Source organism: Shewanella psychrophila (genome assembly GCF_002005305.1).
In the GTDB taxonomy this organism is placed as follows: domain Bacteria; phylum Pseudomonadota; class Gammaproteobacteria; order Enterobacterales; family Shewanellaceae; genus Shewanella; species Shewanella psychrophila.
This window is the reverse complement of sequence record NZ_CP014782.1, coordinates 4,215,734-4,231,625: the sequence shown is the minus strand read 5'-3', so window position 1 is coordinate 4,231,625 and position 15,892 is coordinate 4,215,734. Positions and strand designations below refer to the sequence as shown.

At 42.7% G+C, this 15,892-nt stretch carries 13 protein-coding genes; 4 read left to right on the top strand and 9 right to left on the bottom strand.

Annotated features, from left to right (window positions below):
* The first annotated feature begins 45 nt into the window (after window positions 1-45).
* The 3 genes from sps_RS18220 (at window position 46) to sps_RS18210 (ending at window position 3,977) form a co-directional block, all read left to right on the top strand.
* Window positions 46-1,773: an SLC13 family permease gene (locus sps_RS18220; RefSeq protein ID WP_077753800.1), complete on the top strand. Its 1,728-nt coding sequence runs from the start codon at window positions 46-48 to the stop codon at window positions 1,771-1,773.
* A 345-nt stretch (window positions 1,774-2,118) separates the two neighbouring features.
* Complete coding sequence (cysC, locus tag sps_RS18215) at window positions 2,119-2,781, top strand: adenylyl-sulfate kinase (RefSeq protein ID WP_237157878.1); 663 nt, start codon at window positions 2,119-2,121, stop codon at window positions 2,779-2,781.
* A 239-nt stretch (window positions 2,782-3,020) separates the two neighbouring features.
* Window positions 3,021-3,977, top strand: a complete 957-nt coding sequence (locus sps_RS18210; protein ID WP_077753798.1) for a DHHA1 domain-containing protein — start codon at window positions 3,021-3,023, stop codon at window positions 3,975-3,977.
* 132 nt (window positions 3,978-4,109) lie between these two features.
* On the opposite strand, the gene sps_RS18205 is transcribed toward sps_RS18210, so the two are convergent.
* Window positions 4,110-4,565, bottom strand: coding sequence for an REP-associated tyrosine transposase (locus sps_RS18205; protein ID WP_077753797.1), 456 nt, complete (start codon window positions 4,563-4,565; stop codon window positions 4,110-4,112).
* Window positions 4,566-4,834: 269 nt separating this feature from the next.
* Here sps_RS18205 and rfbA point away from each other — a divergent pair, with 269 nt between their 5' ends.
* Window positions 4,835-5,725: a glucose-1-phosphate thymidylyltransferase RfbA gene (gene rfbA / locus sps_RS18200; RefSeq protein ID WP_077753796.1), complete on the top strand. Its 891-nt coding sequence runs from the start codon at window positions 4,835-4,837 to the stop codon at window positions 5,723-5,725.
* 119 nt (window positions 5,726-5,844) lie between these two features.
* On the opposite strand, the gene sps_RS18195 is transcribed toward rfbA, so the two are convergent.
* From sps_RS18195 to sps_RS18160, 8 genes are all read right to left on the bottom strand, one after another.
* On the bottom strand, window positions 5,845-7,212 hold the full coding sequence (locus tag sps_RS18195; RefSeq protein ID WP_077753795.1) for a CDP-glycerol glycerophosphotransferase family protein: 1,368 nt from the start codon (window positions 7,210-7,212) through the stop codon (window positions 5,845-5,847).
* A 32-nt stretch (window positions 7,213-7,244) separates the two neighbouring features.
* Window positions 7,245-8,663, bottom strand: coding sequence for a nucleotidyltransferase family protein (locus sps_RS18190; RefSeq protein WP_077753794.1), 1,419 nt, complete (start codon window positions 8,661-8,663; stop codon window positions 7,245-7,247).
* 185 nt (window positions 8,664-8,848) lie between these two features.
* Entirely contained in the window at window positions 8,849-10,972 is a 2,124-nt protein-coding gene (locus tag sps_RS18185) for a WecB/TagA/CpsF family glycosyltransferase (protein WP_077755758.1), read from the bottom strand.
* Between the two features lie 290 nt (window positions 10,973-11,262).
* The gene (locus tag sps_RS18180) at window positions 11,263-12,306 is read right to left on the bottom strand and encodes a glycosyltransferase family 2 protein (protein WP_077753793.1); all 1,044 of its coding nucleotides are present in this window, start codon (window positions 12,304-12,306) and stop codon (window positions 11,263-11,265) included.
* On the bottom strand, window positions 12,296-13,879 hold the full coding sequence (locus tag sps_RS18175) for an oligosaccharide flippase family protein (RefSeq protein ID WP_077755757.1): 1,584 nt from the start codon (window positions 13,877-13,879) through the stop codon (window positions 12,296-12,298). The genes sps_RS18180 and sps_RS18175 overlap by 11 nt, the downstream gene beginning before the upstream one ends.
* A 270-nt stretch (window positions 13,880-14,149) precedes the next feature.
* A complete protein-coding gene (locus sps_RS18170; protein ID WP_077753792.1) occupies window positions 14,150-14,365 on the bottom strand; it encodes a hypothetical protein in 216 nt (71 codons plus the stop codon).
* A gap of 78 nt (window positions 14,366-14,443) precedes the next feature.
* Window positions 14,444-14,785, bottom strand: coding sequence for an STAS domain-containing protein (locus sps_RS18165; protein WP_077753791.1), 342 nt, complete (start codon window positions 14,783-14,785; stop codon window positions 14,444-14,446).
* Window positions 14,786-15,376: 591 nt separating this feature from the next.
* Complete coding sequence (locus tag sps_RS18160; protein ID WP_077753790.1) at window positions 15,377-15,766, bottom strand: ATP-binding protein; 390 nt, start codon at window positions 15,764-15,766, stop codon at window positions 15,377-15,379.
* Between the last annotated feature and the right edge of the window lie 126 nt (window positions 15,767-15,892).

Genomic DNA, 15,892 nt, shown 5'->3' with positions numbered 1-15,892 from the left:
TTGTTGCTTAAAATTACCACGCAGCTTAATAGCTATTAGGAATCTATGTCTCTAGATGCATATTTTACCATAGGAATATTTGTCGCGACCATCGCGGGACTTATTCGTTTTCAGAGCCGTCCAGCCGTGGTGTTTGGTGTGGCTCTGTTAGCCTTGGTTGGACTCAATTTAGTCTCTCGAGAGCAACTGCTCTCAAGCATGTCCAACCCAGGTTTGGTGACTTTGGTTCTATTGATCTTATGCTCCTTCGCCTTGGAGAAGACTCGCTTGCTCAGGGTGATCGCCTCAAAGGTGATTGTGAGTAATTACAACTCTACCTGGATGAGACTCTTCGGCATTACAGCGCTAAGCTCGGCCATGCTTAATAACACAGCCGTGGTTGCCACCTTGCTATCGCCAATTCGAAATAATCCGCATCACTTTGCCAGCAAACTGTTATTGCCTCTCTCCTATGCGGCTATCTTAGGGGGAACACTCACCCTAATAGGCACATCAACCAACTTGATCGTTAACAGTCTTTATATCAATGCAGCAGGGAAGTCGTTAAGTTTCTTCTCGTTTACGGCTGTAGGAATCATGCTGGTTTTAGGCTGCGGTTTAGTGTTGAGACTGGCTTCTCGCTGGTTGCCTGACATCGAGCATAAAGAAACCTGTTCCAAAGGCTATTTTATTGATGCTAAAGTTGTCGCAGGATCTGAGCTCATTGGCCGCTCGGTCGAAGATAATGGTCTTAGGCATCTCGAATCACTGTTTCTGGTCGAAGTTGTTCGGGATGGACGCTTGATAAGCCCAGTGACACCGACAGAAGTACTGCTGCTTAATGACAGACTTATTTTCAGTGGTGATATCACTAAGATGATGCAGTTGAGTCAGTTTTCTGGTTTGGAGATGTTTGCCGAGAAAAATGGCCTACTGGACTCAAATTTAACCGAAGTTGTGGTGAAGCAAGAAAGTGTACTGCTCGGTAAGACACTCAAAGGCTCTGGCTTTCGGGCCTTGTTCGATGCTGCTGTCGTTGCGATTCGTCGTGACGGGGAGGAAATTTCAGGTAAGCTGGGTGAAGTGGTAATTAGAGCGGGAGACTTTTTAGTCTTAGCCGTAGGTGAAGATTTTAAGACCCGTCGAAATATCAGTAAAAACTTCATCGTTATCAGTGGTGTTGAGCCTGAAATTCGCATCAATGGTGCAAAAGCATGGCTATCTATCGGTGGGTTTTTATTGACGATAGCGCTTGCTGCATCGGGTGTTATAGAGATGCTACAAGGCATGTTATTGCTCCTTGGCGTGCTTATTTTTAGTAAATGTCTCAACGTAAATGAAGTGGTGAGGCGTTTCCCTGTAGATATTTGGCTCATTGTTTCAACGGCTATCTTGCTTTCACATGCATTAGTTAATAATGGCGTCGCCGATTTAGTGGCCCAGTGGGTCAATAGCGTAACGGATAAAGATCATCTCTATTTTGCTTTGATATTGGTTTACGTCGCAACCTGGCTGATGACAGAGCTTATTACCAATAATGCTGCCGCTGCGTTAATGTTTCCTATTGCTTACAGTATCGCTTTAGGCTTTGGTGTGGATATCTTACCTTTTGTCATGACTGTTGCATTTGCAGCGAGTGGCAGTTTTATCAGCCCCTATGGCTACCAGACTAACTTGATGGTGTATAACGCCGGACATTATCGAATCATCGACTTTGTAAGAGTTGGGCTGCCAGTGAGCTTGACCTATGGGGTCATAGTACTAATGGCTGTACCTGTATTTTTCCCGTTTTAATCTAGGGCAGTTGCGAGTACAAGACAGAGCTAATAAAGTCTCGATAGCGTAGTTTCGAGTTCAAGACAGAGCTAAGAAAGTTACGAGTCTCGAGTAAAAGATTAAAAAATAGAAAATCATTGTTGTCATTTAAATTTTTGGTTCTATATCATGCGTAGCTCGTAGCTCGTAGCTCGTAGCTCGTAGCTCGTAGCTCGTAGCTCGTAGCTCGTAGCTCGTAGCTCGTAGCTCGTAGCTCGTAGCTCGTAGCTCGTAGCTCGTAGCTCGTAGCTCGTAGCTCGTAGCTCGTAGCTCGTAGCTCGTAGCTCGTAGCTCGTAGCTCGAAACTAACTTATGGATTTTTTTATGTCATTATTATCGAAAATAGCAGCGTCGCCTTATCAGGAAATAGAGAGTGAAGGGGACAAATCTTCAGATGTTATTTGGCATCAAGCTAGTGTGTCCCATGTTGAGCGAGTAGCTAGTAATGGCCATCGTCCTGGGGTGCTTTGGTTTACTGGCCTAAGTGGCTCGGGAAAATCTACAGTGGCTAATGCAGTTGATAAGATGCTCCATGATATCGGCTGTAAAACCTATTTGTTAGATGGTGATAATGTTCGTCATGGCTTGAATGGTGATTTAGGCTTTTCAGATGAAGATAGAGTCGAGAATATTCGCCGTATAGGTGAAGTCTCTAAATTGTTTGTCGATGCCGGTCAGCTGGTTTCAACAGCATTTATCTCACCTTTCCTTGTAGATAGAGAACTGGTGAGAAATCAGTTACAGGAAGGGGAGTTTGTCGAGGTCTTTATCGACACGCCGATTGAGATATGTGAGCTAAGAGACCCAAAAGGTTTATACAAGAAAGCCCGCGCAGGGGAGATTAAAAACTTTACCGGCATAGATTCAGCCTATGAGATACCAGTGAACCCTGAAGTGCATGTTAAGACTGCAGAACAGTCAGTAGAAGCTTGCGCGAAGCAGGTGATCGATTATCTTAAAGGCAGTGGATATTTACTCGAGTTATGATGAATCCGTTTCGAGCTAAAGATTGAGCTAAGAAAGTCTCGATAGCGTAGTTTCGAGTACAAGACAGAGCTAAGAAAGTTATGAGTCTCGAGTAAAAGACTAAAAGAACTAAGAATCGTTGTAGATTTTTAAATTTTTGGTTTTATATCAATCGCGTAACTTAAAACTTAAAACTTAAAACTTAAAACTTAAAACTTAAAACTTAAAACTTAAAACTTAAAACTTAAACTAGAGCTTTCATGAATTACGATATCTTTAACGGTGATGCAGATGGCATCATCGCCTTGTTGCAACTTAGATTGGCGAACCCGATTGAGAGTGAGTTAGTGACAGGCGTCAAACGTGACATCCAGCTACTGGAAAATGTGCCTGCGAAATCTGGAGACAGACTTACGGTACTCGATATCTCAATGGAGAAAAATCGAGATGTTCTCTTACGCGCTCTCGAAGTTGGTGCGATTGTGTATTATGCCGATCACCATAGGTGCGGTGATATTCCTAAGCATGAGAACTTGCAGGATCATATCGATTTAGATGCCAATACCTGTACGGCACTGATTATCGATAAAGTTTTAGGTGGGCAGTTCCATCTTTGGGCAATTACGGCAGCTTTTGGTGATAACCTTATTGCTAAGGCTGATAAATTAGCCGAACAAGCTGGTTTGTCTAAGTCTCAAGCTGAGCAGCTTAATGAACTTGGGACCATGATTAATTACAATGGTTACGGCAGCAAAACTCAAGACCTGCATTTTCATCCCGCAGAACTGTATCTAGCCTTGCTTAAGTATCCCAATCCTTTTGATGTGATAGCCGATGTTGATTCGCCTTTCTACCAGCTTCAAAGCGCATATACACAAGACATGGATAATGCATTGGCTATAGAGTCTTGCCATCGTAGCGCAACTTTATCTGTTTTTGAATTACCCGATCGTGCTTGGGCGAGACGCGTTAGCGGCGTTTACGGTAACTATCTGGCTAATCAAAAGCCTGACTCTGCCCATGGGGTGTTAACCGATAATAATGATGGCACTTATACCGTGTCTTTACGGGCACCATTAAATAATAAGCAAGGAGCTGGTGATATCTGTAGCCAATTTGACACGGGCGGCGGCAGGGCCGCAGCCGCAGGGATCAATGCATTGGCTAAAGCAGACCTGAATAGATTCATTAAAGCGGTAGAAGATTTTTATGCATAAACAGCATTCGGTGTGTGGGGAGGCTGTGGATTAATCGACCTGTGTTGGTGTAATGGGTTGTATTGGCCTTAGTGTAGGAGAGGCTTCAGCCCCGAGAAGAATTAATAAGATGCATTGCGGCTGCAGCCGGTTCTAGGGTAAATATATGCAATTCCAATGTGAGTAATTGCCAATGTTGTCTACTAAATTAGCGCGTAATAGATTAGCAACGATGTACCTCATCACTTCCTTTATTTCTTCATCTTGCTTCAAGCAATGATCGTAAAACCCTGATTGCCACACTTTAATATTTCGTTGTATATGAGTATTGATCTGTTTTGCACTTCGACCTTTTATTTTCCCTACGGCATGACTTAGATCATTGACATTATTGAGCCTAAAAAGCCAGTGTAGGTGATCTGGCATCAGGGTATAACCAATGATTGACGTTATTTTTTGATCATCAGACAATCTCAAATTGTTAATGACGATTCGAGCACTGCCAAAATCATTAAACAATGGTTCTCTTTGGTGGGTATTGGTCGTAACGAAGTAGACGTTATTTTCGCTACTGTATCTTCCGAGCCTCAAGTTTCTTCCATGTTCCATAATTAGCCTTGTTCTGATTTAAATCGATTTTATAATTTTAGAAGAAAATTGCGGCTAAAGCGCGCTCCTACGGTATGTATGGCTTAGTCGAACTGTGTAGATTTGATTTTTGTGCTGATCTTTTTAATATAGGTGCAGCACCATCATTTATGTAGGATCGGTTTCAAGCGGGAGGGCAACGAGACAAGGGATCATGGCTAAAACACGCTCCTGGGGGGTGTTAATATATAATTTCTTTTTTATGTTAATTATTGAGATGTAAGTCAAATATGAGAAAAGGCATTATTTTAGCTGGTGGTACCGGGTCTAGGTTGTTTCCTATGACTCAGGTTGTGAGTAAGCAGTTACTACCAATTTATGATAAGCCTGTGATTTATTATCCTATTTCGACTCTGATGCAGGCTGGGGTAAGAGAGGTTCTACTGATTTGTAGACCGGCAGACTTGCCTCTGTTTCGTGCCTTATTGCAAGATGGCACTCAATGGGGGATATCGCTGCACTATGCTGAGCAAGCTGACCCCAATGGGCTTGCCGAAGCGTTAATCATAGCGGAAGACTTTCTCGATGGAGGCCCTAGTGCTTTAATTTTAGGCGATAACCTCTTCTATGGTGACTCGTTAACTCCGCTATTGAGCCAAACTTGCGCTAATGAATCCGGCGCTGCTGATATAGGGACTACTGTGTTTGCTTATCACGTGTCAAATCCACAAGATTACGGCGTGATTAGCTTCGATGATTGTGGGCGTGCACTCTCGATTGAGGAGAAACCAGCTAAGCCTCAATCTAAGTATGCCATGCCCGGATTGTATTTTTTTGATAATAGAGCCTCTGATTTTGCTAAGCAAATTAATCCTTCCGGCCGAGGCGAGCTCGAAATTGTCGATCTGGTTAATATGTACTTAATTTCTGGCGATTTAAAAGTGAATATACTGGGCAGAGGAACGGCCTGGCTTGATACTGGAACTCCCGATGCTTTTGCCGAAGCGACTCAATTTATTTCAGCCATAGAAAAGCGACAAGGGCTCAAGATTAACTGCCCAGAGGAGGTCGCTTACCGTCTAGGTCTGATTGATGATGCCCAGTTGAGAGAGCTTGCTAAACCCTTGCTCAATAGTGGTTATGGTGAGTACCTCTTAGGTTTGCTTAAAATACCTATGTAGGGCTGGCTTGTTTTGTAGGAGGGTCTTCAGGCCCGAGAATAATTAGCGAGACAAAGCATCGCGGCTAAAGCGCGCTCCTACGGTGAAATGACTAACAATTTGAATTTGTTTATTAATCTTTATGTAGGGCTAGTTCTGTATTTTTCTTGGCTCACCTTGGTTTTATTCGATATTTTTCCTATCTGTAGCTCGATAGTATCGAAGGCGTCACAGGCTTGTTCAGGCCAGAATAATTGCGTTAATTGTTTGTATTCATGGCTCACATGGGCTGAGATATAGAAGCTGTCACTGCACCTAAGCTTTATTAGCAAGTCTTCAAACTTGTCTACAGTTTTTGAATGCCCTATTCCAAACAGGGGCAAGTTGTCTACATAGTCATAGTGGTCGTTTTTTATATGATTCTTTTCTGTTTCTGTTTTTAGTATTGAAGGTTTTGTTGAAGAGGAAGCTGCTGTTTTTGACGTTTTGTCTTTTCTTACATCAGAGCTGGTATAAAAAATAGTGGGTGTTTGATAGAGCAGAAAGTCGATACACAGAGATGACTCATCTGTGATCAAGAGGTCTATTTCATGAAAGATATTATAAATGTCCTGCCAATGAGAAATATCTATGATGTTGGGATAGTTTTTAAGTCGTTTAGCCAAGTGGGCCTGGTTAGGATGAAAGCGGATCAGAAACAGCTGATTATTATCTTTTAACTGAGTCGAGAGTGATTGCCAGTCGAATCCTCCTATGTATCGCTTGCTTGAACTTATGTTCTTCTCTGTGCTTTGCTCAGTCTCTTTCTCAATACTTCTCTTTGCATCATGAGGGGAGTCTATCCAAGTTGGGCGGTAGAGAATAACTTGACTATATTGGTGGTTAAATATTTGAGAAATAGACTGCTTTTTATCTGGATAACGCCTGTAGTAGTCTGTTCTTGGGTTTCCGCTTCTATGGATTTGTGACATGGGCAGCCTAAAGGCCGATGAGAATAGCGCATCCATCACTGGGCTGGGGCTGAACATGATATCGGGTTTGATATACGTCTGATGATACTTTATGGAGTTGAAGATTTTAGTTTTAAAGTCGGTTATCTGGTAAGTCGTTGCTAGGGGCCCCGAGGTGATATCGAATTCTATTTTCTTGAGTGGCGAGCCATGCCAGAGATTGATCTTAACGGCGCCTTTGGCCAAATACTGGCTAATGTCACCTATGTATCCGCTGTAGAAATAGTACTTAGCAGTTAAGCAGTGGACTATTCCTTGTATGCTTCTGCGAGAATAAGCTTCAAAGCCATCATCTCTGAGTTGACTCACTAGCTCCTTGTCACCACTTATCCAAATTGTCTGGATAAAATCAGTATTTTGCCAGTGAAGGTAAAGGTATTTGGCATTATCGGCAAACTTGTCTTGGTAGCATCCCATTACGGCCTTATTGGTTCTTGGGCACAGCCCTGAAGCGTAATAAATGGCTTTTCTTAATAGTAAAAAGATAATCTTCTTCATCAGGATTCTCCAATTATTGTAGAACCTAGAACCTAGAACCTAGAATTATATCTGTACTCGAAAGCACGCCAGAGCAAGTGTAGATATTTTGTGGCTCTGAGATCTGCATCGAATTCGAGTTCTAACAATTGTCGCTCCTCCTCGGGAGCTGTATTGTCTAGAAGTAACTGTACTGGTCCTAATACGCCCAGGCGGCGCAGCTCTTTTCCTGTGGCGTATCTTGCTTCCGGGGAGTCGCCAAAAAGATCTAACCTACCGGTTAACACATGATACAACTGAGGTAATCTGGCGGTGATGGCTCCGGGAATGTTCCATCTCCAGGCCTGAAACGTCTGACCTAGATTATCGATAAAGGTGTCAGAGATAGTTGAATGCTCAGCTTGTTTCATTAAGGCATTTCTCATGGATGAATATAACGTCAAGAAGGGCCATAGGGGCAAACTCGATACCAGTAAAATGAATAACAGGCCTTTGGTTATAGAGCTGGTTTTATTCTCATCAGGTTTAGCCAGGCTCTCGTTTGCACCGATCAATGCCTGATCATTTATCAGAATAACCCCAGAGTTCTGAAGATTGATCAGCAAGTTTTTGCATAGGATACTGTTTTTGACTTCTAATCTTTCACCAACATAGGTATTAGGCAAGATGAGGCTGTTCTCTATCACAGACTCTTTGTCGATCAGGCAGTTACTGCCGATCACTATGCACTCATTCAGCTGCACCTTATCTTCTATTCTGCTATTTTTTCCTATGATCCCCCAGCCATTTTGTTCATTTAACAGCCCTGTATGAGCTTTAGCGCCAACATAAAAATCTTGCTGTGGATTGGCTGATATGTAACTGCGTTCCGATGGAGAGAGTGATGGAAGCACGTTAGTCGCTAAGCTCAAATTCGCATCCATGTAAGAGCGAAAGCTATCCAGCATAAAGCAGCGTCCATGCAGAACGAGTGTCACTACGCTAGTACTGTCAAAGTGTGGAGAAAAGGGCCAGTCTATGTCGGCAATATAGGGAAGTGCTGCGGGAAGTAGCATCATGCCTGCATTTTGATTATCCATTTTTGCTTGAACAAAGTCATTAGAGAAATCCATGGAAAAATCGATAAATTGGCTAATACAAGGCGAACGAAATATGTCACCCCGTACGAGTAGAAGACTTTCATCGCAAGATAGTGCTAAACGTTTTAAAATTAGGCCTGTCTCTTCCTCTGGTTTGCTTAAAAAGTAATCAATTTCTAGGCCCCACCTCTCACCTTGACCTAGATACTGTTCAATCTCTGTAGCTTGAGAGGAGACAACTAACTTTATTTTGGTTATACCTGATTTGATGATGTCCTCTAAGGTATATTCGATCACTGCCTTATTCCCAATGGGGAGCAGGGCCGGGCAGTAATGGCTATTTAGAGGGGCTAATTCATTGCCAGATCTATTTGCGAAAATAATGGCTTGCATTTGCTACGCTCCCGAATAAAAGTCTGTGTTACCAGTTGACTGTCATACTCGTGCTTTATTTATGTTCTAATTTATGACCTTTCTTCACTCGCATACTTATTCACTTTTATTACAGTGCTATCAACTTCAATCTTTGCTTTCTCTATCATATGGCTACTATCTTTGCTTTCTCTATCATATGGCTACTAATAGGCGCCGCGGGCCCAAATGACAGCGGGTATGGTTTTAATGAGTAGCCAGATATCGGTTAAAAATGATTGTTTATAGATATAGTCAATATCGAGTTCAACCTGTTGCTCGAAGGGAATATCGGACCGGCCACTGACTTGCCAAATACAGGTGATACCTGGCTTTACGCTTAATCGTTTTCTGTCGTGGAGGCTATACTGTTTAACTTCAGACTCCAGTGCGGGCCTTGGACCCACTAATGACATGTCTCCGCAGATGACATTCCACAGCTGGGGGAGTTCATCGATAGACATTTTTCTGATCAACCTGCCAACTAAGGTGATTCTGGGATCTTTCTTCATCTTAAACAGGATGCCTCCAGGCATCTCGTTGGCGGATTGCAGTCTGTTGAGGCGGCATTCTGCATTCTGATACATGGAACGAAACTTCCACATGGTAAAGAGGGCATTATCTTTCCCTGCTCTTTGCTGACTAAAAATTATCGGCCCTTTAGATTCAAGGCGTATAAGTACCGAGATGATGACAAGCAGGGGAAGTAACAAGATGAGAAGTGTTGAGGCGCCGATTAAGTCGACTCCTCGCTTTAAACTTGAGCTCATTCTTGCTAGTACTCGTTTACGTCTACAGCGGTTTAATGCTTGACGATTTTGGACTTGGTTATCTGTAAGGTTGAGGAGTTTATTGCTTATTGGTGTTTCTACAGACTCAAATCTGGTATCAGACTTAGTCTGTGAATATCTCTGAGCTTCACAGACTAAGTCTGGCTTACTTACTTGCCCCTTGATTGGATCAGATTTACTCTGCTTGGCGCTAAAAATATCGAGACAAACACGGCACAAGAAGAGGGGATTACCTAAGATGTAGCGCTTCCACATTCTTACGGGTTCCTCGGCGAGTCGGCATATCCACTCCATACCCAATTGCCTCACCCATAATGGGGCTCGTTTGATGTTTCCTGAATAAAAATCGAATAATCCGCCGACTCCTATTCCTATGGCAATGTCGAGTTTTGCTTGATGGGACTCAAGCCAGATCTCCTGTTTAGGGGCTCCCATGGCCACAAGTAATATACTGGCACCAGAGTCATTGATTTGATCTATCACCGCCTGATTAAGTTTAGGCGTGTTTAAAAAACCATGGTGTGTACCTGCTATCTGTAAATTAGGGAGTTTTCTCTGCATATTTACAGCGGTTTTAGCGGCGACTCCAGCTTCTCCACCGAGAAGAAAAAGCGATAGCCCCTTTTTTGATAACTGCTCACATAACCTAGGAAACATATCTGTACCATTAAGGTTATCTTTTGGTGAGTACCCCTTCCACTGGCTCGCCAAACGTATTCCAGAGCCATCGGCAAACACCTTATGACAACTCGTGCGTAAGCATCTTAGGTAGCTAGGGTCTTTAGCACTTATGTTGAGACAATCGGCATTGACGAATGCATATTGAAGCACGCCAATGGGCTTATCTACCGAGAGAGGATTGAGTTTTCCTCGTTGGTGGTTTAATGCGTGTTGAGTAATATTTTCAAGCAACTCATCCATAGTCAGGTTATCTAGCTTAAGGCCAAGCAGAGGGATTTGAGCCACGGCATTATTAGTTTTATAACTGGAAAAAATGCCAGTAAGTAAAATCCTTAATGCTGCTAACAAGTAATTGATAGGGTTTTTCTGTGCCTTGTACACTTCTGGGTTTTGGCTTTCAAAATTGAGGCCGACCCTTTGGTGCATCTGCTTAAAAGTCAGTATCCCTGGTTTTATCTGTGATGTTGTAATTTGGATTTGTTGTGTTTCTTTTTCTGGTGTTATAGCCGTATGTGATGTGAAATTAAATGTTATCTCGCTACCTACCAGTGATAGATCTCCTTTTAACAAGTTGATTAAGTAAGGCCACTGGCAGCAAATCCCTTCTCCAGTAAATTGATATAAGCCTATCGGTTTTCCTCTGGCACCATAGATATGAATTCGCTCAATGGCTGCGCCATATCGACACCTGCGATAGAGGTATTTCAGTATTAGTACTGGGGCTGCCGCCAAAATGAGTAATAAAGCCATCGAGATATCGACCGCCCTAATGGCGTTGTCACTGGTACTTTCAGTTTCAATTCGTGTCTCTGAGAGCATGATTTCTACCTTAAGCTTTAATTTTGGCTCTTTTCTAAGTGTGTTAGATAAGTACACAGCCTGAGTCTTAATCACATGGCCCACTATCAATTGATGTGGCTATGTTGATTTACTTAGATAATGCATAGGTCAGGCCATATTTTAAAAGTCTTAATTTACAGTTGATTACAGGGGATTCATCCTGCTTCACTTCAGTGGTAAGAATGAAGTGTGGCAGTTTGCATTGAGGGCTTGCAATGCGCAAAGCGCTTTGAAGATAGGTAAGTTTGTGGAGATAGTTATTGAGAAAATTATGATATTAAAGATGATTTAACCCCATCTTTACTTATTCGGACCTTTTGAGCATGGCCCATAAAATATTGGCCGATATGTTCAAAGACTTTATAAAGGGCTGAAGGCAGTAGCCAGAGCAGGTAAGCTGCGGTTAGGGTGATGCAAGTTCTGCTGGTTTCATCCATTAATATTGATGGAGAGATCATCAAGGCTCTATTCATCAGTTTAATCGCATTTTTACCCTGACCATTTCGTATTGCTTGTCTCGCGAGATACCTGAGTTGGTAAGCTCTTGCATCCTGTTCATGTCGTTTTAACAATTTTGGTGCGAATTGCTTCGCTTTATCTATCATCATCTCCCAAGAGGCGAGCTGTTTCATGATGTTTGATGATACGCCTTGTTGGCTGAGTCGATAAAAAGTAAGGGGAGCGGGGATACCTTCCATCTTCCACTCAGTCGTCGCCATAATTCTGAGCCAACATTCTATGTCTTCAGATTGACGAAACCGCTCGTCGAAGTAACAAGAATAATTTTCGCTATGATTTAGGGCCTGGAAACGAATGTCGTTGAGTGTTTCACGACGGATAACGGCAGCGGATCCATTGCCTACTGGGTTTCGACACAAGAGATGGGCCGCTGTTATCCCGGTTAGCTGAGGCATCTGATAAAAGTGAATTAATCTGCCTTTATGGCTCATAAAGCTTGAGCGAGAAAAACTGATCCCCACCTTAGGTGATTGACTCAGGTGTTTGACATGCATCTTGAGTTTATCCGGATGCCACATATCATCTGAATTGAGAAAGGCGATATACCTGCCTATTGAGTGGCGAATACCAGTGTTTCTTGCAGCGGCTAAGCCTTTATTTTGAGTGTGATTAACGATGCGAATTCTGTGATCATGTATAGAACGACAGACTTCTAAACTCTTATCTGTCGAACCGTCATTCACCAGAATAAGCTCAAAGTTGGTAAATGACTGCAGTAATACGGAATGAATGGCACTCTTGACGAAGTGTTGCACATTGTAGACAGGCATAATGACTGAGACTCTAGGCGTCATGGGGAAGCTCCTGTTCAAATGCTTTTGAATTTTTTTTATTCACATGAGGTGTTTGTTTATTGTCTAACTTGCTGCTGTTTGTACTCGATTTGAGAACATAAGAGTGAACGTAGCAAGTTAAAGCCAGTGAGGTAAAAAGTTGAATGAGGAAGACGCCTAAGGCCACTTCTTTCAATCCCCACTGGCTGAAAAAACCAATAGTGAGGGCTAACAGCAAGGTGAAACCCATATTGAATTTAAGGTCGATTCGTTGCATATCTATACTGACCAATAGCTGGCTGGCAGCTATAGCATAAGGCCTGATAAGACCGCATAAGCTAAATAGAATAAATATGGGAAATGCTCCGGCCTCAATCCAATGCTCGCCATATACAAAAGGCAGGTAGAAAGGTGCAAATACAAGTTGTAGCACTATTATCGGAACTGTGATTTTGAGGACTTGTGAAAGGGAGTGCCAGTAACGATTTCTTATTTCACTCTGGGTGCTAATGTATCTATCACTATGCCTATTAATGTGGTCATTGGGTTTTATCTCACTGGAATATCCCGGTGCTATTGCAGTACAGAGCCCTAAACTGGCGGTTAAGGCAAAAAAGTAAATCCCAAGTACTTCTAGCCCGAGAAAATACCCCACAAGCAAGTAATCTATGTTGTTCCTTAGGGCGATACTTAAATCATATAAGCCAGCATGAGCACCCAAATGTAGCATCTCATTTATGGGGGGATGGCGCTGAGTGAGTTTATGCGTGATTTTTTTTATCTCTTCAGTATCCCTTAAGCTGGCGATGAGTTTGATACTTATAGCAAGATTCTTTATATCGGCTTGCCTAGTATCGTCCTTTATTTGTTTGAGGCTAGCCACCTGATGTGACACTCTGCTTGTCTCTATTTCTGAGCGTGAATTGAGAGCGCTATTAGGGGAATAAAAGTGCTCGGCAGGAGGATGCTGAGAGTCTGAGCCATATACTAAGGGGTTATGATACCTGTGGATCCCGACCCATATCAGGATCCCTACTACCTTAGGTATGATAATGGCCCAGATCCCCAAACCGAGCAAAGCTAAGCTGGCTGTGAGTACACCATCGCCTATGGTCTGCCACAGTATGGCTTGACCGACGACTCGTATCTCGTTTGTCCTTAGGTTTGATGTCGCATGAAGCATGCCCAAGGGAAGCAACAAATAGCTTGTTGCCATGAGTATCATAGGCGGGATTAACGTTGAATCCTGATGGGAGAATGAGAGAGGCCAGCTGAGTAAGCTCATGGCAACAAAAGCAATAATCGCGGCGAACCAATTTATCTTATTCGCGACAGGTAGGGCAGAATGGTAGGTTATATCGTCCATTTTTAGCAAAGGTAATGAAGTCATACGCCCAATCAGTGCACTGATGAGTTCAAAGCAGGCAAGTATGATGGCGACTTCACCGAATACTTCAGGTGTAAGCAGATGAGCCAAGATGATACTAGAGGAAAATCTAATAATCCGTCCCAGCACTTGTGCAGAGCCAATGGAGAGCAAACTCTCGGTGAATCCACCTCTGGTTCCCTGTTGGGCATTATCAAGTACCGGCATCAAGCTCTCCTCAACATTGATATACATTAAACCTAAATAGGGTTCCTATGAAGAGTTATACATAAACAGTGCCAGCTGTTGGGATTTTACCTAATACTTTGATATTGCATTTATATTTTGTTGTTATTGCCGGCTTAACTATTGTTTTTTAGTTGATCAAATTTCGCTGTTTGCAAAGATTTACTATTTTCGCTGCTTTGATCTGATTATTTTTGCAAAATGCGAATGAACTTAGGCTTTTCTTGATGATATGAGCCATTCAGTAATGGCCTATCTTTGTCTCTCATGAAGGACACGCCCACCATAGTAGAGACAGGTTCTAGTGTTCGACTCGGTGGAACTTTGCTGACTTATTACTGTGTCACTTTTGTTATTACACAGATTTCTATCTTCATTATCGATCATGACTAAGCTGACTAATGCTGCTAGGTTTAGCAAGAGAAATACACCGAGCCTCTTGAGGGTATCGCTATCTAATTCTTCCATAATTAGCTCCTAGATATTCTATTATTCTTTAGTCTTAACCTTTATTCACCGTCAGTGTATGCCGCAATTTTCCCTCAATCAGAGATCACAGATATGTTCGATTGCTGCATCACGATCTTCGAAGATCGTGAACACATGATGCAAGCGCGTGAGCTCGATTAGGGCGCGTACGCCAGCAGAAGGGGAGAGCAGAATCACCTCTCCTGAATGTTTCTGGGTGAGCTTATGTGCCGAGACAAGAATAGACAGGCCACTGGAGTCAATATATTCCACTTGATGTAGATCCATCACCAGCTTGGTACTGCCAGTTTCAATTTGACGAGAAATAGCGGCTCTTAGTGTAGGCGTCTGAGCCATTATCATCTCTTTAGGTAAGGTAACTAAGCATGCGTTTTCGAGTGCCAAGGGAGAGAACTTCATATCTAGCTCCTTAAAAGAATCATCTTGTTTATTATCGATACGTAATAATTAATCAAGCACAAGTTAGGCCAACTTTTAATTCATTGAATTTATTGATTTAAGGTTCTTGGATAAAGATCAATATGAAAAAAACATACTTTGTTCCTTTATGATTTGCCTTGCAATTTGCAAAGCTGGGCCTCTAAAAAGCTTCGGATCTAAAGACCTTTGTAGGAGCGGGTTCAGCCGCGAAATAATACATAGTTAAAGGTTCGGGGCTAAAGCGCCCTTCTACAGGAAAGGTGACGTTATGCTGGATGGAGCAGAGATGACGCTACGTTGGTATGGCAAGGGCGGCTTGATTGTCAGTTGTAGGAGCGGCTTCAGCCGCGAGAGAACACACCAACAAAGCTTCGGGCTACAGAAAAGAACGCATCATTAAAGCCTCGGGGTTAAAGCACCCTCCTACAGGAAATGGCCGGTTATTGCTCCTAGCATAAACGGCATTTCGGCCCTCCATGGCGGTCAGATGACGCTGAGATTGTCAGCTGTAGGAGCGGCTTTAGCCGCGAGAGAATAGACCCAAGAGCCTAAAGACCCTCCTACAGGAGATTATCGTAACAGGCTCAATCTGAGATGTGTGCCTGCCACAGAGGCTTGGAATCTCATCTGATCCATCCAGTTTTGTATTATCCATAATCCTCTTCCTGAGAGTGAGAATGGAGAGGGACAATCGACCTGATCGTCGATGGGGGTGTAGGGGGAGTTGTCGAGCAAATCTATGGTGATGATCTCTTGATCGCAATGTAAGATCACCACTATCTGTTCCAAATGGCTGTCGGTGTGTTCTAAGACATTGGATAATGCCTCAAGAATGCAGGTGATGACTTTAAACCTCTGCTGGGTACGCACGCTGTTTTGTTGTAAAAATTGCTCGAGCTCGGCACATAATAGCTTACTGCTCCAGATTTTTTGAGATAGATTTAATTGTATGCTGTTCATATCGCCTCCAACTAGCTGGGCTAACTTTTTTATATCGTAATATTCGGGTTAAAATCATGTTTCAAGGTTTGTTGATATAGCGGACTCATGATCGATTCATATTGATAACCTTTTCTTTTTTCCTTA

Bases quoted from the DNA above. Each gene is read 5' to 3' on its own strand.
- sps_RS18220 (WP_077753800.1), top strand. From the start codon at position 46: ATGTCTCTAGATGCATATTTTACCATAGGAATATTTGTCGCGACCATC.
- cysC (WP_237157878.1), top strand. From the start codon at position 2,119: ATGTCATTATTATCGAAAATAGCAGCGTCGCCTTATCAGGAAATAGAG.
- sps_RS18210 (WP_077753798.1), top strand. From the start codon at position 3,021: ATGAATTACGATATCTTTAACGGTGATGCAGATGGCATCATCGCCTTG.
- sps_RS18205 (WP_077753797.1), bottom strand. From the start codon at position 4,565: ATGGAACATGGAAGAAACTTGAGGCTCGGAAGATACAGTAGCGAAAAT.
- rfbA (WP_077753796.1), top strand. From the start codon at position 4,835: ATGAGAAAAGGCATTATTTTAGCTGGTGGTACCGGGTCTAGGTTGTTT.
- sps_RS18195 (WP_077753795.1), bottom strand. From the start codon at position 7,212: ATGAAGAAGATTATCTTTTTACTATTAAGAAAAGCCATTTATTACGCT.
- sps_RS18190 (WP_077753794.1), bottom strand. From the start codon at position 8,663: ATGCAAGCCATTATTTTCGCAAATAGATCTGGCAATGAATTAGCCCCT.
- sps_RS18185 (WP_077755758.1), bottom strand. From the start codon at position 10,972: ATGCTCTCAGAGACACGAATTGAAACTGAAAGTACCAGTGACAACGCC.
- sps_RS18180 (WP_077753793.1), bottom strand. From the start codon at position 12,306: ATGACGCCTAGAGTCTCAGTCATTATGCCTGTCTACAATGTGCAACAC.
- sps_RS18175 (WP_077755757.1), bottom strand. From the start codon at position 13,879: ATGCCGGTACTTGATAATGCCCAACAGGGAACCAGAGGTGGATTCACC.
- sps_RS18170 (WP_077753792.1), bottom strand. From the start codon at position 14,365: ATGGAAGAATTAGATAGCGATACCCTCAAGAGGCTCGGTGTATTTCTC.
- sps_RS18165 (WP_077753791.1), bottom strand. From the start codon at position 14,785: ATGAAGTTCTCTCCCTTGGCACTCGAAAACGCATGCTTAGTTACCTTA.
- sps_RS18160 (WP_077753790.1), bottom strand. From the start codon at position 15,766: ATGAACAGCATACAATTAAATCTATCTCAAAAAATCTGGAGCAGTAAG.